Annotated in this window: 16 protein-coding genes and 3 pseudogenes; 3 read left to right on the forward strand and 16 right to left on the reverse strand. The window is 45.8% G+C overall.

The window, feature by feature from the left end:
• Positions 1-2: 2 nt before the first annotated feature.
• The 4 genes from C400_RS0123630 to C400_RS0123645 form a co-directional block, all read right to left on the reverse strand.
• The gene (locus C400_RS0123630) at positions 3-1,586 is read right to left on the reverse strand and encodes an amidohydrolase (protein WP_017428447.1); all 1,584 of its coding nucleotides are present in this window, start codon (positions 1,584-1,586) and stop codon (positions 3-5) included.
• 134 nt (positions 1,587-1,720) lie between these two features.
• On the reverse strand, positions 1,721-2,434 hold the full coding sequence (locus C400_RS0123635) for a GntR family transcriptional regulator (RefSeq protein WP_016819354.1): 714 nt from the start codon (positions 2,432-2,434) through the stop codon (positions 1,721-1,723).
• A 95-nt stretch (positions 2,435-2,529) separates the two neighbouring features.
• Positions 2,530-3,342 (reverse strand): fructoselysine 6-kinase, encoded by an 813-nt coding sequence (locus tag C400_RS0123640; protein ID WP_017428448.1) that lies wholly within the window; start codon positions 3,340-3,342, stop codon positions 2,530-2,532.
• Between the two features lie 28 nt (positions 3,343-3,370).
• Positions 3,371-4,339 (reverse strand): SIS domain-containing protein, encoded by a 969-nt coding sequence (locus C400_RS0123645; protein WP_017428449.1) that lies wholly within the window; start codon positions 4,337-4,339, stop codon positions 3,371-3,373.
• 276 nt (positions 4,340-4,615) lie between these two features.
• Between C400_RS0123645 and C400_RS28265 the strand changes: the two are divergent.
• Positions 4,616-5,237, forward strand: a pseudogene (locus C400_RS28265) (LysE family transporter); the annotation flags it as partial.
• Between the two features lie 33 nt (positions 5,238-5,270).
• Here C400_RS28265 and C400_RS0123655 read toward each other — a convergent pair.
• From C400_RS0123655 to C400_RS0123670, 4 genes are all read right to left on the reverse strand, one after another.
• A complete protein-coding gene (locus C400_RS0123655) occupies positions 5,271-6,611 on the reverse strand; it encodes an amino acid permease (protein WP_017428450.1) in 1,341 nt (446 codons plus the stop codon).
• A 156-nt stretch (positions 6,612-6,767) separates the two neighbouring features.
• Positions 6,768-7,067, reverse strand: a complete 300-nt coding sequence (locus C400_RS0123660; protein WP_017428451.1) for a spore coat protein — start codon at positions 7,065-7,067, stop codon at positions 6,768-6,770.
• Positions 7,068-7,082: 15 nt separating this feature from the next.
• Positions 7,083-7,268, reverse strand: coding sequence for a spore coat protein (locus C400_RS0123665; protein WP_017428452.1), 186 nt, complete (start codon positions 7,266-7,268; stop codon positions 7,083-7,085).
• 195 nt (positions 7,269-7,463) lie between these two features.
• Positions 7,464-7,886 (reverse strand): hypothetical protein, encoded by a 423-nt coding sequence (locus tag C400_RS0123670; RefSeq protein ID WP_017428453.1) that lies wholly within the window; start codon positions 7,884-7,886, stop codon positions 7,464-7,466.
• Between the two features lie 286 nt (positions 7,887-8,172).
• On the opposite strand from C400_RS0123670, the gene C400_RS0123675 reads away from it, so the two are divergent.
• A complete protein-coding gene (locus C400_RS0123675) occupies positions 8,173-8,637 on the forward strand; it encodes a MarR family winged helix-turn-helix transcriptional regulator (RefSeq protein ID WP_013369372.1) in 465 nt (154 codons plus the stop codon).
• Positions 8,638-8,805: 168 nt separating this feature from the next.
• On the opposite strand, the gene C400_RS0123680 is transcribed toward C400_RS0123675, so the two are convergent.
• The 8 genes and pseudogenes from C400_RS0123680 to C400_RS0123720 form a co-directional block, all read right to left on the reverse strand.
• The gene (locus C400_RS0123680; RefSeq protein ID WP_017428454.1) at positions 8,806-10,398 is read right to left on the reverse strand and encodes a glycoside hydrolase family 32 protein; all 1,593 of its coding nucleotides are present in this window, start codon (positions 10,396-10,398) and stop codon (positions 8,806-8,808) included.
• Between the two features lie 107 nt (positions 10,399-10,505).
• Entirely contained in the window at positions 10,506-12,005 is a 1,500-nt protein-coding gene (locus C400_RS0123685; protein ID WP_017428455.1) for a glycoside hydrolase family 68 protein, read from the reverse strand.
• Positions 12,006-12,616: 611 nt separating this feature from the next.
• Positions 12,617-14,130: pseudogene (locus C400_RS0123695) on the reverse strand (MDR family MFS transporter).
• Between the two features lie 173 nt (positions 14,131-14,303).
• Positions 14,304-15,863, reverse strand: a complete 1,560-nt coding sequence (locus C400_RS0123700) for an ABC transporter ATP-binding protein (RefSeq protein WP_017428457.1) — start codon at positions 15,861-15,863, stop codon at positions 14,304-14,306.
• A gap of 53 nt (positions 15,864-15,916) precedes the next feature.
• A complete protein-coding gene (locus C400_RS0123705; protein ID WP_016819367.1) occupies positions 15,917-16,504 on the reverse strand; it encodes an ECF transporter S component in 588 nt (195 codons plus the stop codon).
• A 158-nt stretch (positions 16,505-16,662) separates the two neighbouring features.
• Positions 16,663-17,421, reverse strand: coding sequence for an energy-coupling factor transporter transmembrane component T family protein (locus C400_RS0123710; RefSeq protein ID WP_017428458.1), 759 nt, complete (start codon positions 17,419-17,421; stop codon positions 16,663-16,665).
• Positions 17,405-18,001 (reverse strand): GNAT family N-acetyltransferase, encoded by a 597-nt coding sequence (locus C400_RS0123715; protein ID WP_016819369.1) that lies wholly within the window; start codon positions 17,999-18,001, stop codon positions 17,405-17,407. Before C400_RS0123715 ends, C400_RS0123710 begins: the two co-directional genes overlap by 17 nt.
• Before the next feature lie 188 nt (positions 18,002-18,189).
• Positions 18,190-18,495 (reverse strand): hypothetical protein, encoded by a 306-nt coding sequence (locus tag C400_RS0123720; RefSeq protein WP_016819370.1) that lies wholly within the window; start codon positions 18,493-18,495, stop codon positions 18,190-18,192.
• A 349-nt stretch (positions 18,496-18,844) separates the two neighbouring features.
• Between C400_RS0123720 and C400_RS27100 the strand changes: the two are divergent.
• Positions 18,845-18,984: pseudogene (locus C400_RS27100) on the forward strand (GAF domain-containing protein); the annotation flags it as partial.

The raw sequence follows: 18,984 nt of genomic DNA on the forward strand, positions 1-18,984 counted from the left end.
GTTTATCCCTCATTCCAAGAATGGTTATACGTAACCTTCCCTCCCATAATGGTCAATATCACTTGGGCATCCCTGATGTCATCAGCGGATGCATTAAGGAGGTCGCGGTCAAAAACGGCGATGTCAGCATATTTTCCAGCCTCCAGCGTACCTGTCACCTCTTCCATATAACAATGTTTGGCTCCATTAATCGTCCATGCCTTTAAAACTTCGGATGGCGGCATTCCTTGGTCAGGATACCAACCTCCAGCACGCGAGCCATCCGGGAATAATCGGTGAGAGGCTGCATACAGCGAATCGGGGACACTGGTGATAAATAAAGGCAAATCAGTACCTATGGTGATCGGCACGTTAGCTTCCAGCATGGACTTATAATTATAAAAGCGGCTTTCATTCTGTTTGCCTGCCACTGCAGACATATAAGCCTCTTCGTAAGAGGGATTGAGCAGCAGAATCTGGGCATAGACCTCGGCAAAAATTTCGTTCTCTCCCATTCTGGTCAGATCATCTGGATGAGGATACTCCAGATCACTGATCGAATGTCTGATAAGGTGATTGCCCTGCTGCAAGCGGCATTTTTCAATCATGGATACGGCTTGGCGAATTGCTGCATCGCCTTCTGCCGTTAGGCAGCATTTGATCCCCTGGCTGTCTGCTTCCAGAACAGAGGCTTCAATCTTCTCATAATCAACCGTCCTCAAATTCGTGACCCCAGGCATATCTGCGTAAGGCTCCAACATGTCCCCTGTATGATCTGCTACAACGCCGTCAAGCATCAGCTTGTAACCTTGGAAACGAATAAGGTCTCCATTGTAAAGTGCTTTATATTTGATACCAATGTTTATATCAAACGGTTCAACAACTGGTTCCAGCGAGAAATGAAATCTGAGTGGCAATTCACCTTTTTCCTTCAACTCATCTAGAATCGGAAGCAGCTCACTATGTCGGTCAAAGCCGATATCTTTTATAGAAGTAACTCCTCGTGCAGCCAACATACGGCAAAATTCCATAAACTCTTGTTGGACAAGGCTACGGTCCTGCATCATAACTTGGAGCAATAAAGCACGTGCTTCGGCACTGCATTGATCAGGCGAAAATTGGTATTTATTCTCAGCCAATCGGTTCATCCAGCAGTAGCTTTTATTTCGGTTGATAGCGATGACCGCCCGATCGGGAAACAATCCATCCAACAAGCTTGAATCAGGCAGCTTCCCCCATCTGTCCTCGCTCCAACCGAAAGCGGTTACATCTTTTCCTGGCGGAAGGTTGTTTGCCTCTTGTAGCAAGAGTTCCATTGCTTCTTCACTGGAGGCCGTATGCGTCAGATCCACGCCCCGATGCATTGACATGTATCCGGTGAAAAATACATGGTTGTCATGGATTCCCGGCATGATAAAGGCATCGCTCAGATTATAGACAACCGTTTCCGCACCTATCCAGGCTTGTGCCTCTTCCGGACGCCCCACCGCTGCAATACGTTCTCCTCGGACTGCAACAAACCCGGGCGAAGCTTCATCTTCCAATCCATTAAAAATAGCATGGGAGAGTAAAACTTTGTCTGCTAATGTATCGTTCTTCCCTTGCACAGTTTCACCACCTCACGATTGATTCATCTAACAACATGACGTAATATAACGTTATGTTGGAGCTTCTGCTTCTCCCTACTGGATGGAAGCAGAAGCCACACATACCTGAACTACCTTGCATAACAGGCAACGAATTATATGGAGAATTGATAACGGTCTCCGATGATGTACTGCTTTCCTACATGAACCGGGCTTCCATGCTGGTCATAGATCATTGTATGCATGTAAAACAACGCCTGTCCGATCGCTGTCTCCAGCAGCTTGGCCTGATTTTCATCCGCCAAAGCAATTTGTAATATCGTCTCTCCCGGCTGGTTAGGATCAATGCTGTATTTTTGCCGCAGCAGCTCGTATACAGACCCCTCCAACTGCTCGTTCATTAGAAATGCAAAACGGTCATAAGGATAAAAATTGTTTTCCAGCATCAGGGGGCGATCATCCGCATATCTTTTACGCTGGATAAATAGCACCTTTTCTCCTGGCGATAGCTGCAACTGATGTGCAATTTCCTCATCTGCTTCTACGATTTCACGTTTTGTGACCACACTATGTGAAGAAAGACCATTGGACTTGCAAGCAGCCGTAAAGCTGATGACATGTTCAATCTTCCGTCCAATCTTGGGGATGTTGACAAAGGTGCCCTTTCCCTGACGTTTGGTCAAATATCCTTCATGAACTAATTCGGCGATTGCTTTTCTTACGGTAATACGACTTACATTATACATTTCGCTTAACTCTGTTTCGGTCGGTATACGGCTTCCCTGCGTAAATGTTCCATTATGAATAGCGGTTTTGACCGCTTTTTGTAATTGAATATATAATGGCTCCGCTTGGTCTGAATTTAACATCATGTACCCTCACTTGTCATATAACGTTATATCACTCTCACTTAGAGTATCAAAGGTTACATATTCTTACAAGTGAAGATATTCGAAAAGGATCGTCAATAATGAACGCCGTATCCGAAGGAACCTTCTACCAGACAGCTCTGGGCGGCAAGCCTTGAGCCTTCTGCCATAGCATCCTGCATGTTGCCTTTTTCCAAAAAGCTCAGTAAAAAAGCAGTTATATAAGAGTCGCCTGCCCCCATGGTATCCACAGCGTCAACGGAATCAGGCATTTGAAAATAGAACTTCGTACCATCATAGGCGATGGATCGGTCACCGCCACGTGTCGCGACCAGAATTTGTCCCTCTTTTTTTCGATTGGAGCGGATATAATTCTGTGTCTCTTCATCCGTCATATGGCTGCAAGAGAAAAATGCAAAATCGGCATACGTAATATTTTGTTCTACTTGTGTATCTGTAAAATCATCTGAAAAATCAAAAGAAATAGGGATTCCTAGCGTCTCTAATTCAGGCAGCAAGTGACCTGTATGACTGTACAAGCCAGTATGAATTAGGTCGAACCCGCCAAGATAGTTCCTGTCATCTTCGCTCAATTCCAATGGATGAAGACGTGTCACTCCCCCCTCATTACTGCCGAGAAATACTCTGTCTCCATCTTCCAGGGTTACACGTGCGCAGCCGTTCTCACCGCTGTGATATCTGCACCGTGAAATATCAATGTCAAGCTCACGCAGGGTGTGTTCTACATGCCGTGCTTCGTTGTCGTCCCCAAACACGCCTATAAAGGCTGCATCCACTCCCGCTTTTTTGGCAAACACACTAAAATTAAGCGCATTGCCGCCAGGGTACATCATACGCAGATGAACATATTTATCTACCACATTATCGCCAATGCCTAGAACCTTCATGATGGTTTCCTCCTGTTGGTAGGTGCGCTTAGTAAGCTACTTTGCCCATATAACGGCGAGTTTCTAATGGGTGATTGCGTACATTGGCTAGTGCTTCACGATACACACATACAATGCTGTAGAATAACACCGGGTTAAAAAATTCTACTACTTCGTCTGCAATCGTTCCGATGCCAAGCTCCTTTGCATCAATCACTTCCACTTTCTCGGCATACTGATTCAGGAAAGTCTGTGCCCGCTCATCCAGCGCTCGTGTACGTCCTTCGTTGATCATCAGAATAAATGGAGTTTCCTTATCCGTTACTTCAAATGGGCCATGGAAGAATTCACCGGAATGAATAGAAGCTGCATGGAGCCATTGCATTTCCATCAGCGAGCAGATGGCAAATCCGTAAGCATGTCCATAAGACGCTCCGCTGGTCAGGATATAGAAGAGTTCCTCGTTGCGGTATCTGTCTGCGAATACTTGAGCACGTGGTTCAACTTGGACTTTGGCACGGTTAATAATCCCATTGATTGCCCCCAATCCGTTCTGGAAAGCCGGGTAATGCGCATATCCCTCAGCGATTTGCAGCAGTTCAACCGTAAGTTCTAAAATAATGGCCATCGGGTTGTTTTTAACATCGCTCTCATCCCCCCACTCGTAGAGGAAGGAATAATCCGAATAGTTGAGCAGGGAAGCTTCACTATTGTGGGTTAAGCCGATGGTATAAGCACCTTTCTCTTTGGCTGATTTAGCAGCCGCGACCGATTCTGGAGTATTTCCACCGTGAGAGCAAACGATGACCACTGAGTGTGCCCCCAATCGTTTTGGCAATGCATGTACAAACTCATTTGCTGTATACATGCCTGCTACCAGTTTTCTTGCTTCACTATCCAGAAAATATTTTGAAGGATACATATCCACTAGTGAGCCCCCGCAGGCCACTAAATAAACCTCGGAAATCTCCCCATTCGCTTGTTCAAAAATCGTCTGAACCGTCTGTTGTACATTCATTTTTTATCTCTCCTTTTATATAACGTTATATAACGTATTGTTTACGAGATAAATATAAGCGCTTTCACTAAAAGTGTCAAGCCTCTCATTAAAAAAAGCTCTAACCCTTTTGTATAAGGATTAGAGCTCCTTTGGGATTGGATTCATTGGGTTAGCAAATAACGAGGCTGTGGCTACATATACGCACAAAAATATGGTCTTACACATGGGTTTGTCCGAATAAACTAAATGAGACAAATACATAACGTCCAATAAATAATCAAGGAGGAAAACACCATTAATACATTTATCAGTTATGTTTTTCTGGGTCTGTCACTTTCAGCTCCCATTGGACCCATCAATGCCGCACAGTTAGATCGAGGTATTAAAAATGGATTTTGGCACGCCTGGTTTATTGGGCTAGGTGCAATCACAGCAGACATTATTTATATGATGCTTGTCTATTTGGGAATGATCCACCTTCTTAATTCCCCATTTGTCAAAGCTTTTTTTATGGCTATTTGGTTTTTTCGTGCTTGTGTATACAGGTCTTGAAAGCATCAAAAATGCTGGTGTAATTTCAGAATCCGAATTAAGGGGAAATGGCAATACCCTGACTAACTCCTTTGTTGCGGGCTTCCTGATGTCGTTATTTAATCCTCTCTCCATCCTTTTCTGGCTTGGTATTTACGGTTCCATACTGGCCAACGTTGCTAATACATATCCAGTACAACAGCTATTGATTTACAGCGGAGCGATTGTACTGGGCGTGTTGGCGTGGGATGTGACGATGGCAGCCGCTTCAAGTGTTTTCCGTAGATTTCTCAAACCCGGATTGCTTAAAACCATCTCTTGGATGTCAGGTCTATCTCTTGTAGGCTTTGGCTTTTATTTTGGTGTACAGGCATTTCAATTACTTTTTTTTACGCTAACGCTTGTCTTCTTGATAAAGTTAACGAGACTCCTTGCTGTGCTTTCGACGCACCCATTGTACAATGAGGTCACATATTGCAATTAACAAGACCAGCAGTAAACTGATGTAAACCCCGGGGCGGCTAAGCTTATGAAAAAAGGCCCCTACTACAGCCAAAGCGATCAGCAATAAGCCAATCCAGCGTTTAATATTGCTCGATGTGCTTGATTCCAGTAACTTACCTGAAGACAGCAAAATAAAGCACCAGTTATATAGCAGCATTAAGCCTGCAGCTGTTGTGATATATTCATACACTTTTCCCGGTAGCAGCAACGATAATACGATTGCAGAGATTAATCCAACAGAGATCAAACTAAGTGCATACAGAGGATATTTGCCCTTCCACTTCCGTGAGAACAGTGTGGGCGCATCTCCTTCCTGGGCAAGAGTAATCATCATCGAAGTCTCTGCATATAGCGATGCTGTCATCGTTGAGAATCCTGCAATAATCAGGACTCCATTAAACAAATGAGGCACAAAGACCAGATGATCGCTACTGAGCGCAAGCACAAAAGGACTTTCCTTCGGATTAAAGGCACTTAATGGTACCATAGACACAGCCAGCCCAATCGATAGCACATACACTACAACCAGCGTAATCAGCATGACCTTTCCTGCTTTGGGTGCTTCCTCCGGGTTTTGAAGTCGGTTAGACATAATTCCGAGCACTTCGATACCTCCGTATGCATAAAAGGCAAAAATAAAAGATGACCATAATCCTATGCCACCGGTTGGAAAAAAGTCTTTGTAGCTGAGGGGAAACTTCGGATTATATTTACTTCCTCCGATCCAGCCTGCCAAAAGCGCAATCGCTAGGACCAGAAACATCACAAGAGCCGCCATCTTAATAATGGCGAGTACATTTTCTACACGATCAAAGCCCTTATTGCCAAAAAAAACAATCACAAGCCCTAAGAGTCCGAAGCCTGCCGCAAAAATCCACATCGGTACCTGAGGAAACCAAAAACGTGAAAATATAGACAGCGCGGTTAGTTGACTCCCATTAATAAGCAATTCTGAGAACCAATATACCCAGCCACTGCCGAAGCCTGCCCAATTACCAAATGCTTTTTGGGCATAGGAACGGAAAGAGCCCTGTTCTGGATGATCTGCCGTCATACGCGAAAGAGCGTCAAACACCACATACGTCCCAACTGCTGCCAAAAAGTAAGCAATCAGTACGGCTGGACCACCAATGGAAATCGCTAAACTGGACCCTAGAAAATACCCTGTACCGATGGTGCCTGCAACTCCTAACAAGCTCAGCTGCCACCATTTTAGTTTTTGATCTTTTTGTTTGCCCGCTGAAGGCTTGCTCATAAGAAAATCACCCTATTTCTAAATTTGAGACCGATACCTTGTTTTTTTATGATTTCCTTCTTCTCCATATTTCATGTGAAGTTCTTTCAATTTGTAATAAAGAAGCACCAGCAAACTCGATTAAAGTTTGCTGGTGCTTCTTTTTAATTAAACGTTTCACATTTTGGGCAAAGAAAGTGCCTTGTCTGCATTTTGAATATCCATTTGAATTTGCTGATCTGGATCATAGGCGTTGTAGTAACCATTGTTCTTCATATAATTAAAAATTTGCTCATGAAGATTAACAGCTTTGCTCAATTGGTCACACAGAACATTCCGAACTTCCGGGCTAGTGGACTCTGTTAACGCTGCGGCGTAGTTTTTGATCCCACTTTTAGCTGCGATTAACAGATCGGCAGCAATCACCTGATCGGTCATGGGAGTCGTACCAGTCATATTCCCAGTAAAAGAATTCACGTTAATCCTCCTTCATTATACAAGCAGATTTTTAAGCTGTTGAATATCTTGTGTACCGCCACTGATATCCTGCTGTAAAATATTTTTCAAATTTGAATCTGAGACTAAAGGCAGCATAGCTTGAGTTTTTGTGATACAAGTTGTTTTAAACGTAAGCAGCTCATGCAATTCCAATTTTTCGTGAACTCCGAGTTTTTGCAAGATCAAAACCTCCTTTCTGAACTTCTTTTGGTATTTCCTACGATTACTGCCCTTATGCACGATCCAAGAACCTTAGTTTTCACAATGTCCTTTTCAGCTTTTTCTCATTATGAAAAAAGGTTCCTTCAAACCATTAGTCATGGTTTGAAGGAACCTTTTTGTTCCAAAGTGAGCAGCAAGCGTGAACACCATTATTTAGGTATGGACGCTACCTGAAAAACCGTCCACATCGTCTTCCGGTTGTTGATCAGAGCTGACGTTGTGTTCCTGTGTTGTGTTCGTAAACGTTTGGGAAGAGCCGCTTTTATACGCCTCGCTCCAGTCCTCATTAATGATGTGCGCTGGAATAATCCAATCCTCCGGGCTATAACCTGGATTTTGCACACCGATATTACTTTGTTTACCTGGACGATAAGTGAGAACTCCTGTCTCAATTATACTTCCTTCATAAGCTTGGCAAATCTCTAATGCAGACAGCACATCCTGGTTCTCAACGTGAACACTGAGGCCTGTATCACCGTTCGTGCTGGCAGAGTATCCAATTTCCTTTAATGTTTCACAGGCTTGGGCGGCTTGCTGCGGATCACGAAATTGAAAACGGAAAGAACCCGTATCCATGTGCTTCATCTCCTCTGAATTTATCTTATTTTGTTATTTGGGTCCATTAGGTATGTTATTTGTTAATATAACCAATCGGAACGGTATTTTTACATTCGAAACCTTTATTTTTCAAAAATTTACCTTAAAGCTTTGAAATTAAATAATTAAAAAAGCAGCTACTGTGACAAATCGCATGTTTTCCCTACGTAAATCCCTTTATGCTAGTAGTAAGGGTATGGTTGCCCGGTCATCCGAACCGAGCGGTCAAAGGATGCCCAAATCCATACATAAAGGCGGAATGAAGATGATAGATTACCGAACATTGGTGACACAGCAATCTATGCATTTGTATAGCGTGTTTGCCAAGTCATTCAAAAGTGTAAACGAACATGCGGTTGCTGGCATCAAAACGGTGGGCTTCAACCCAACGGCCTTCGCCGTGATGGAAGTTTTATATCACAAGGGAGCACAACCAATTCAACAAATTGGAGCCAAACTGCTTCTGCAAAGCGGAAATGTCACTTATGTTATCGACAAGCTGGAGAGCCGTGGTTATTTGCACCGTCACCCGTGCGACCAAGATCGTCGTATTATATATGCAGAGTTGACGGACGAAGGACAACGCGTCATGGACGAAATTTATCCTGATTATACACGTCAGATTGAACGTGCCTTTAGCGGAATCAGCGAAACCGAAAGAGATCAACTCATCGGCTTGCTCAAAAAATTGGGCCGTAGCGCTGATAATCTGTCACCTTATCACAAATAGAATGAATAGTAATTTTAGCAACTGTTCAATTGTGAATAAAAGAACAATCCTATAGCTGTGCTAACGAAAATTTAGATTTACACAGAAAAGTCCACCCTTATATTTATGGGTGGACTTTATATATACCTGAGCGAAATATGCCTAAGCTTACGAGCAGCATAAGACCTGTTATCGACTAAAATGTTTGATCACTACATTATTAAAAATAGCCTTACCGCCATCTGAAAAAAGAGTAATTCCCTGATCCTCTAAGCGTGGAAATATTAAGGAGGAATAAGCTACTTCTCCATCATCTACAAAGACTTCGATGCTGGTTTTATCGACAAGAATCTTCAAGTGGACATTTTTTTTATTGGTATCAAAAGGCGCCTTACTCTCTACATATTTACCACTCTGATCCGGCTGCCCGGTGTTTGCTCTGTTTACATAAGAGTATTGCCCCTCCACCGAAACACCCACATCTACATGACGCTTGCCATCCGCAGACTCTCGAAGCCTCAAGCCTGTATTTTTGATTGTTGACCAAGATACATCTGCTTCTAACTGATAGGCATCACCTACTACCGGAAGCTTGTGGGTCCCCTCTACTTGGATCTTCCCCAATGACTCCGTTGCAGTTGGGAATTGCTCCAAAGCTGATACAGGCTGTGAAACCAAGCGATAGCCGACATCAGTTGTACGCTTCAACCGAATTTGGCGAACAACCGAATCCATACCATTAAAGCCTTCCTTCAGAGTAGGCGTGTTGTTGGCATAATCCCAATTGTTCATCCAGGCCAGCGCATAACGGTGACTGTATTGGTCTTTGGCTTTGCCGTCCTCGAACGTAACCGCACCATACCAGTCAAAGCCATAATCCAGCCAATCAGGATCATTGCGATCAGGGAGAAATGCTTCTCCATTAAAATTTCCCGTCCAGTAGGCATACGTATTGGGTCCGCCGGTTGGTTTACTATTGGCGCTTGCACCTAGAATCCATTGATAGGTCCCATCATCCGCGCGCATCTGGTAAAGGTCAGGACATTCCACAAGTCCGATATTTTCTGTTTGAAAGCCGCTCGTAAACTGCCAATCCTTTAAATTTTTCGACTTATAAAAGCCAATCTTCGTTCCCTCCGCCATGACCATCACCCATTGATTACGTTGAATATCCCGGATGATCTTGGGATCTCTGAAATCCTTCGTGCCAGGGTTGGACATCACGGGCTTGTTGCGATAAGAAGTAAACGTCTTGCCTTTGTCCTTACTGTACCACAGAAATTGTTCCTGCTTTCCTCCATCTGCGGAGGGCTGTGTGACAATGGCTACAAGTGCGCCTTTTCCAAAACCTGCGGTGCCATTATCGTCGATCACGACCGAACCGGACCAAGGGTCTCCATTCGGATTCGTATATTTAGGAATTGCCACCCCTTCATCTTTCCAATGAACCAGGTCGGTGGATGTGGCATGTCGCCATTCTGTACCGTTCTTATGAGGGTAATCACGATTATATAAATAGTAGTAATGATATTGCCCATCCATATAAATAGGCCGCTGTGGATCATTTTTCCACTTATCCGGGACGGTAAAATGATAGGCGGCTCGATAGGTCGGTGTTGTATGCTTGCTTTGATTGGCTTGGTTTTTTGGAGCTGCTGCAGGTTTTTGAGGTTTGCCTGCATCCTGTTGGTACATACTCCACCCCATAGCTATGAAAATAGTTAAGCCTGTGATAACTACTACGGATCGTATTCCAATGTTCTTGAAAGCTTTTTTTCTCATTATGACGATCCTCCTTACCCCTCATTGCATTGTTATGTATCGTCCGACGGACGACAGATCGGTAATCTACCAAAGCTGTCGCCTTCGGACATGCTGCTTATAACTACTTATTTCTTTCCATACTCATTTTGGTTATCTTTTTTGTCATTTCCTGGATCAATCGTAATTTGACCTTGCTCCAGAATACCGTTTTTCACAACAGAGGTTTTCGAGCCTTTAATATTCAGCAGGAAGCTTGGTGCGAAAGTAGATTTGTGATCTGGGAAGAGTCCACGATTGGTCATATAACTCGAAACGACTACGTTATTGCCTTTGCCTTGCGGGATAGCAAAATGAGCATATGTCCAGGTAATATCATCACGATCCAGATCCTGATGAAGAACGAGACCGGTTCCATTCAGGGGTTTATAAGGCCCTGTCAAGGAAGTAGAAACATAACCCAACATGTAAATATCATCGTCACCGATCGCATCTACAGTCACTTTGGAACCTCTTGTACTCGTAAATAAATACCACAAACCGTTCATTTTGAACACATTTGCCCGTTCAATTTCATCTGTTACCAGATTGGATGCAAGCAAAGGGGGCATTACATTTTTCAATGTATAGTCATCATTCAATTCAACGATGCCCAGTGCGCCGTTCGCCAGCTCAGCTCCTTTTTTCTTAGGACTTTGTTGCAAGTTTTGTTGCTCTTCCGTGAAGAATTTTTTATTGCCACCATAATAAGCTGAGTTTTGAAGCGATTCTTCGCCCTGGTAGCCTGTCTCTGTTCCTGTGTTGGCTTCAAATATAATATATTTGTGGCCTTGATCCTCGACATAGTGAGGGTCTCTAAGGGTATGATTATCCATATCCACTCCGACGCTTTGTTGTACATTTTGATAGGTTTTACCATCTCCACCGTCATAGATCGATTTCAAATCCTCGACTCCATCTACTTTCAGTGTCTTATCATCAGGCTGAGAGACATTAATTTGAGCTGTACTCAAGGTTTGCTTGCCGTATAATTTGTTATTCGGATCATAGGGCTGTCTGCTGGTATAAAATAAACGTACATGTCCATCAGAGGTTAAGGTAGCAGAACCTGACCATTCTTCTGACTGATTTTTGAGAATCGGATCGTTGGAGAGCAGTTTATCATTGTCTTTAAAGACTCTACCAGCATTTTTCCAGCCGCTCAGTGAAGTATCACCCGCTTTTTGATAGAACAGATATATAAATGTATCCTCGCCTCTTTTAGGATCGCCTGCCAGTCCAAATACGATATTATATCCCTTGTAATTAGCTACTGTACCATCGGCATTTTGCAACGGCCAGCTGTCCCAAACATCCAGATCAATCTGCTTGCCTGAGCTATCGTGACCAATAGCAGAAGGAATATTTTTAATTGTAGAGGCATCGAAGGACGGAACCTCATATTTCTCTTTACCTTGCTGTTTGAAAATATTCAGCATGTCATTACGCGTAATTTGGGTAAATGCACTGTCTGCTTTGGAATCTGCCTCGTCATTTCCCTTTGCAAAAGCCTGAACGCCGCCTCCTAACAGCAAGGTAGTTGCTACTGTTGCAGTGGCTGCTTTACTAAACCATTTGTTAAACTTCAAGTACTCCATCTCCCTTAATGTAATTATGCTTTCTAGTGTTGAAGCCCAACTTTTTCGTTGGCTAGGGCCATTTTATATGGTATGTCAAACGATTGATATAGACTGAAAATCCCTATTATGTGAGGGAAGAAAACAGATTCCTCTATAAATTTCATCCTCATATTTTCCTAGTAATTTTCTGAAAATCCCTTTTTTTTCATTCTTATTACATTCAGAAAAATTTGTTACTTGATTTTTTTCGTATCCCATTTTGCTTGGTTGGTTGCTTCATTCACATGCAAAATCGTTCTAAAATAAATCATACAAAGCCCGATTTGGAAGCGGGTTCAAAAAAATGGTTCCTTAGTACTGTACGGCTCAATACAGAAACAAATTTTTAGTTACAATTTTTTTAAGACTTTTTTACCATTTCGTTACCTATTGGATATGAATATATCGCAATCTCTAGGGAATTTTTTTTTTACTTTTTGTATATTGGGGAATTTATCGGTCCTATACGAGGTGGCTTTTTGCTGAATCCGTAGGAGGAGAGACCTTAGCATAAAGAAACAGCCCGGCCCCTTATTGGTGTACCGGACTGTCTCTTCAATATGAAAGAAGTATATTATTTTTTATGCGTGTTCTCTTTGTGGTGTCTTCACACGCTGATCTGCCTCTTCTTCCGTGCCTGGTGGGCGGTTCCGCAAACCTAAGACAACAAACCAGCTAATCACCGCAATAACGACCATGATCACGAATAGAGAATGCAGACTGTTTTCCAGTACAGACCGGAGTAATCCGGCAACCTTGTCACTTAGACTTTGTGAAGCATGCGGGGCAAGCAGACCATTAATATCCTCCTGTGTAACCCCTTGCTGAGTGAGCTGTCCGTCGGCTGTCTGAGCAGCAATGCGATAATTCAGCCATGAACCGAAGGCTGCAACCCCAATCGTTTGCCCCAACGTGCGCAGGAACGTATTCAAGGCTGTAGACGCGCCACGCAGCTGGAATCCGACCGAGGACTGAGCAATAATCGTGAACACGGTCATCGAGAAGCCGAATCCCAGTCCATACAATAATGTAGACAGGAACAGTAGCCAGATCGGAGCCGTTTGGTCCATCAAGGTCATAACGAAGGCTCCCAATACAATCAGGGTCAGCCCGATCAAAGAGGTTCGACGCGAGCCCAGCGTCAGCAAAATGCGTCCTCCGATCATGGAGCCAAACAGCCAGCCTACCGACATTGGAGCCAGCGCCAGACCAGATGAAGCGGCATCTCCACCGTGTACGCCTTGAATCCATAGGGGAAGATAGCTAGTCAGCCCGATTAGCAGGGTACTGACGAGTAGTGCAGCGGCACAGGAAAAAGCGATATCCCGTATCCGAAACAGCTTCAGTGGCACCATCGGTTCCTGAGCGCGCTTTTCGATAACCAAAAACAAAACCAGGAACAAAATGGCCACGGCAGCCAAGGCCAGCAATTCAGGAGAAGTCCAATCGATATACTGTCCCCCTAGGCTAATACGAGCAAGAGTGCCGTCATCCCGATAGTAAAGGTAACTGCCCCCGCCACGTCGATACGCGCGGTACGCGTGCTTACCTGCTCCCGCAGGTAACGGGCGATGAAGAACATAGCCAGTAATCCAAAGGGAACGTTAAAACCAAAAATCCATTCCCAGCCAAAATAGGTGACCACGTAACCGCCCAAGAGAGGCCCGACGAGGGAAGAAATCCCCCACACCGAGCTGATCATGCCTTGGACTTTACCACGTTCCTCCATTTTGTATATATCACCGATAATGGTAAAGGTAACAGGAATGACACCGCCTGCTCCAATCCCTTGAATAGCCCGGTATAAAATAAGCTGCTCCATACTACCAGCCAGCATACAAAGCAAAGAGCCAAGTACAAATAACGAGCACCCAATTAGAAAAATGGGTTTACGGCCAAACAAATCGCTAAGTTTGCCGAAAATAGGCGTGGTTACAGCCATCGTCAGCAAATATGCCGTAAAAATCCAGCTGAGCAAACTCACACTGCCCAGTTCACTCACAATTGTCGGTCCTGCTGGACCGATAACCGTTCCTTCAATCGCGGCCAGAAAGGTGGCCAATAGAACACCTGTCAGCACGAGCCCGCGCTTCATAGGTTTATCGTTTCCCAAGCAAATCACAAATCCTTTCCTTGTAAATACTGTGTTGTATCTGTACGGTTTTCCTTCCCAGCTTGGATGATTACCCGCACTGCATAATCGTAAACAGGCGGCCTATATAGGCCGCCTGTTGTGTACGATGTATATATATTATTGTCTACATATCCTTAATTTTTGTCAACTGTAATCGTATGATTAATCCAGCTATCTTCCGTTTTATAGAGATACCCCTCTTCCATGCGCAGAACATGGCTGGCAAAGCGTTCAGCTATCTGCAAATCGTGGGTAATGATCAGAAAAGCCGCGCCTTCAGCAGACTGCTCTGAGCACATATGGAGCAGGATGTTTGCCCCTTCGTAATCCGTTCCCGCAGTCGGCTCATCCAAAATGTAAAGCTTTTTGGGGAGGATAAACTGTGCTGCAACGCTCAAAAGCCTTTTTTCGCCTCCACTTAGCAGATACGGCGAGACCTCCAGTCGGTGATCCAGCCTGGCGGCTGTCAGTAAGCGATGCGCCCGTTCCTCATAGGCGGCGGGAACCGGATCACCGATCCGTAAACCAAGCTTGGCCCGCACACTGTACAAGCACTCTTCCCACACCGTTGCAGCTGCAAACTGATGCTCTGGCTGCTGGAACACATAGCCGATCCCGGCGGCCAGTCGGTGAATGGGCAGCTTCGACATATCCTGCCCTTCCCACCACATGCATCCCTTCGGCGCGGGGAGCAAGCCCATAAGCAGCTTGCCCAGCGTGGTTTTGCCAGAGCCGTTCTCGCCCAGCATTACGGCTCGTTCGCCAGGCGCAAGGGCAAGACTCACGCCCTTGAGCGCCGCGCGCTGGCTGCCGGGGTAGGTGAAGGGCAATCCCTTCACCTCCAGCAACAGCTGCCCAGCGCAATAAGCTGCCGAGCCGGCATTCCCCTCCGGCTCACGCGGCATGTCTTCCCTCCCCGCGGAAGAGGGAAGCAGCCCCCAGGCTACCAGCTGCGCACCATGCTCGCGCAGCAGCTTTTCGGGCGGGCCTTGCAGCAGCATAGTCCCGCCCTTCAGCACGATGAGGCGCTGCGCTGCACGCGCACCATCGTCTATGCGACCGGACGCAGTGATCACCGTCCGGCCTGCGGCATGGAGCCGCCGACATAGCAGGACGAAGTCCCGTACCGCCGGCGGGTCCAACTGCGCAGCCGCGTCGTCGAACACGACCAGCGGCGTTTCCAGCGCCAGCACCGCAGCAATGGCGGTGCGTTGGCGCTGACCTCCCGAGAGGCGCCGCACGAAGGAGCCGCGCTCGGATGCCAGGCCGACGGCCTCCAGTGCAGCGGCCAGGCGCTGCTCTATTTCTGCCGGAGGCACGCGCAGGTTCTCCGGCCCAAAAGCAATTTCGTCTTCGACGATTCCCTGCACTAGCTGGGCATCCGGGTCCTGAAGCACGACGCCGACAGTGGTGGCGACCGTAGCCAATTCAGCGGTGTCGGGGTCCATCCCGTACACGGTCAGCTCTCCCGTCCGTTCGCCCTCGCCGGAACGGGACAACCCGCCATGAAGCAGTTGGCACAGCGTAGACTTTCCACTCCCACTAGCTCCAACAATGGCTATGTGCTCACCCACCGCAATGTCCAGCGTCAGACCATGTAACGCTGGCTCCACCTGGTCATCGTACCGATAGCCAAAATTCCTCAAGGACACGGCCATTCTATTCCCAGAATCATGATTACTACATTCATTCATAACCGAAATACCCTCAATCCCATTGTTCAAGATATAACCACGTATAGCCTTGGTTATGCCCGTGAAGCACGTCCCAGTTCAAAGCGTTTTAACAGACCCGTACCATTTAAGGCATCGCCCAGTACTTTCGTCAGCAGACCACACAGGACAATGCCGCTCAGGATACGAACGACCAGTGCGATCGTCAGTACCTTCCAGCCCCAATGCATATAGCCAAACATATTGGCTGCCACGATAAACCACAGCGGAACCATGGCTCCGCCCACCAGCATTAGTGAAACTGCATTCCAGCGGCGATACCGCAAAAGAGCAAATACCAGCTCCGCCGCAACCATATAGCAGACAGCTGCCGCAATGATAGATGCAATTCCATAGGCAGAGCCCATAAAAGACTGCACTACCGCGCCAAAGGCATAAGCAATTACCGCCGTACCTGGCTTACGAATAATATAATAGGCCAGCAAACCATATATCATGTACAGCCCGACAATAGCGGAAGTTGCGATCGGCCCTCCCAGACTGTTTAACGTTTTGTTAATCATCGACAAATACACAGTCATGACGCCGTTCAACGTAGCCAGCATGGCCATTAACACGATATCCAGCGTTGTAAACTTGGCAAAAATACGAGATCCCTTCATATGTATTTCTTGACTCCTCTCCATAATCTAGTATACAAGGTCATAGCTCTGGCCCTTGTACAAACTGTTACTGTATAAATGTATTCATCCGTCGTCTTATTGTCAACCTAATTTTATTTTACTAGTTGACAATAAGAGCAAAAAAAGGGGGTGCTTCTTTATAATATCCACCCTAAAACAGCCGTAGCGAATACAGCAATCACTGCACATACGTAGCCTAAACGCCCATTCTCCAGTGTACGAAGATACGTCCGTTCTGCATATGCGCCAAAACCTTTGCCCTCCATAGCCAGTGCTGTCTGCTGAACCCGTCTCACGGCATTCACCAATACAGCAGCCGCATACCCGCTCCACCATGATATCCGATTGCCCCATCCTCGTGGTGGTTCCTGCCCCCGAACACGCCGTGCAGCCATAATGGTTCGCCCCTCTTCTTCCAATAAGGGCAGGAATGTCAGCGCCACTGAAATTCCGAACGCAAATCGATAAGGTACACGCAAGCGCAGATTCAAAGCCTGCACAAAATCTCGGGGATCGGTCGTCGAGAGATAGATATAGGATGCCAAAAACAATACAAAAATCCGCAGCGTTAATGCCCCCGCGATATCCAGTCCCTCCGCTGTAATCACAATGGGTCCCCATGAAGCGACAGTATTCCCTTCTCGAATCGCTAGGATAGACAGTATAAAATACGGAATACCTAAACCAATCAGGAACGACATAGCGCGAAGTTGGCGTGCTAGGGTCAACCGTGCGCAGAAGCCAGCCACAGCGATCAGTACCACCAGGAGTGCCGCTTCCCGTATTGTCGAATCCCATGCCATCGACAGGAGGCTAAAGCATCCCACCCATATAAGCTTACTTAACGGTCCAAGCCTGTGCAGCGGCGACGAACCGCCGTTATACTGAAACAGCATTTCGTTGTGCCTCCAATCTGAGCCATTCTTCATGCAGTAATGAATACATCAGCATATCCTTAAAGCCTGTAGATGTATGCTGTACCTGCCGTAACAGCCCTTCCTGGGTCCAGCCCATCGAGGACAGCAGGGCTTGCGAGCCTGTATTGCGCGGGTCCACCAGCGCTTCGATCCGATTTAATCGAATCGTGTCATATCCGAATGAAAGCACTAAGCGAAGCGCCTCAGTCATATAGCCCTTGCGCCAATAAGGCTGGGCCAACTCATAACCAATCTCGGCTTTATAAGCTCCCTCCGTCTGCCAATAATTAAAGCCGCAGCTTCCAATCAGCCTCCCGTTCTCCTTCAGCTCGATCCCCCAGCGCAGCGCATCTTCCGTCTTCGCCAGCTCATTCAACAGCTCAATCATATCCTCTGCATCCTCTCGTCCTGACATACCGGTAAGGTTCATATAACGGTGAACCTCCGGGTCAGACCAGCAAGCGAACATCGTAGCCGCATCCCGGCTTTCCATCCTTCGCAGCCGAAGACGCGGGCTTTCCAGCAGTGGGATATGCCCCTTACATGCATATGCACACATGTTCCATCATCCTTCCAGCATTTCAATGACAACAAATATACGCTACATTTAAGCATACACCTCCAACAAACACAACCTTATTCATGTGGACAGGCCCTTATAAATCAAATTAGCCCTCCGCTTCCTGATATCAGGAATGAAGAGGGCTACCTTTTATTGTTATAAGATTTTTTGTGTCTCTTATCCTTTTAAGAAGAAGCACGGGCAGTGACATGCGCTGGATTTTTCACAACATCTTCGTACAATACGCCTAGCATCGACTGAATTTCCTGCAATTCTTCGATCCCTGCGCCGGTAAGGCTGAACATATCATCATGTGGTGTCAGAAAGTTTTCCTGTGTCAGGTTTTCCAGTTCCTGCTTGACTTCACGTTCTCCTACACGGTATCCGCGTTCTTCGAGAACTGGTTGTATATCTCTCACGGTCAAATCGTCCTGATGTGCATAAGAAAGCATCTGTATACGGATAAACAAGTTCTGAACATCTGCATGCATAGTTGTAACTCCTCCCTGGCCTAAGCCAACATGTTACATTGTTTTTACCCATAGGGGAGAAGCTGGAAACAGATGAGGGCAACCCTTCATTGAATTACTTTCTATATTATATGTCCCGCTAAGACATAATGCTTTGCCGTCAGCGTTGCTTGTAGAGAAGGGAATTGTGGTGCTAGAGAAAGGAGATTATTCCAAGGCAGTAGTGCTATTTTCTACTTGACTGAATATGTACAATCGTTATATCTTAAATTAATTAACCAATGGTAAAAGTGATTTGCACAATTACCTATTTTTGGTGATATATACAACAGTTAATATGAAAATTTAATGTTAGGAGCGTGGACTCTACATGTTTCAAACTATCCCTTACGAAGGAACACGTCAGGAACAATTCGAATCCGTTCTCGGACAACTCCGGGCACTTGTTCACGATGAATCCAATAGGATTGCCAATTTAGCAAACGCTTCAGCTTTACTGGGTCACTTTCT

It is taken from the genome of Paenibacillus sp. ICGEB2008 (genome assembly GCF_000307675.1).
Classification (GTDB): Bacteria; Bacillota; Bacilli; order Paenibacillales; family Paenibacillaceae; genus Paenibacillus; species Paenibacillus polymyxa.

Coding starts and splice junctions, on each gene's coding strand:
- C400_RS0123635 (WP_016819354.1), bottom strand. CDS start 2,434: ATGTTAAATTCAGACCAAGCGGAGCCATTATATATTCAATTACAAAAA.
- C400_RS0123640 (WP_017428448.1), bottom strand. CDS start 3,342: ATGAAGGTTCTAGGCATTGGCGATAATGTGGTAGATAAATATGTTCAT.
- C400_RS0123645 (WP_017428449.1), bottom strand. CDS start 4,339: ATGAATGTACAACAGACGGTTCAGACGATTTTTGAACAAGCGAATGGG.
- C400_RS0123655 (WP_017428450.1), bottom strand. CDS start 6,611: ATGAGCAAGCCTTCAGCGGGCAAACAAAAAGATCAAAAACTAAAATGG.
- C400_RS0123670 (WP_017428453.1), bottom strand. CDS start 7,886: ATGGATACGGGTTCTTTCCGTTTTCAATTTCGTGATCCGCAGCAAGCC.
- C400_RS0123675 (WP_013369372.1), top strand. CDS start 8,173: ATGATAGATTACCGAACATTGGTGACACAGCAATCTATGCATTTGTAT.
- C400_RS0123680 (WP_017428454.1), bottom strand. CDS start 10,398: ATGAGAAAAAAAGCTTTCAAGAACATTGGAATACGATCCGTAGTAGTT.
- C400_RS0123700 (WP_017428457.1), bottom strand. CDS start 15,863: ATGAATGAATGTAGTAATCATGATTCTGGGAATAGAATGGCCGTGTCC.
- C400_RS0123705 (WP_016819367.1), bottom strand. CDS start 16,504: ATGAAGGGATCTCGTATTTTTGCCAAGTTTACAACGCTGGATATCGTG.
- C400_RS0123710 (WP_017428458.1), bottom strand. CDS start 17,421: ATGCTGTTTCAGTATAACGGCGGTTCGTCGCCGCTGCACAGGCTTGGA.
- C400_RS0123715 (WP_016819369.1), bottom strand. CDS start 18,001: ATGTGTGCATATGCATGTAAGGGGCATATCCCACTGCTGGAAAGCCCG.
- C400_RS0123720 (WP_016819370.1), bottom strand. CDS start 18,495: ATGCATGCAGATGTTCAGAACTTGTTTATCCGTATACAGATGCTTTCT.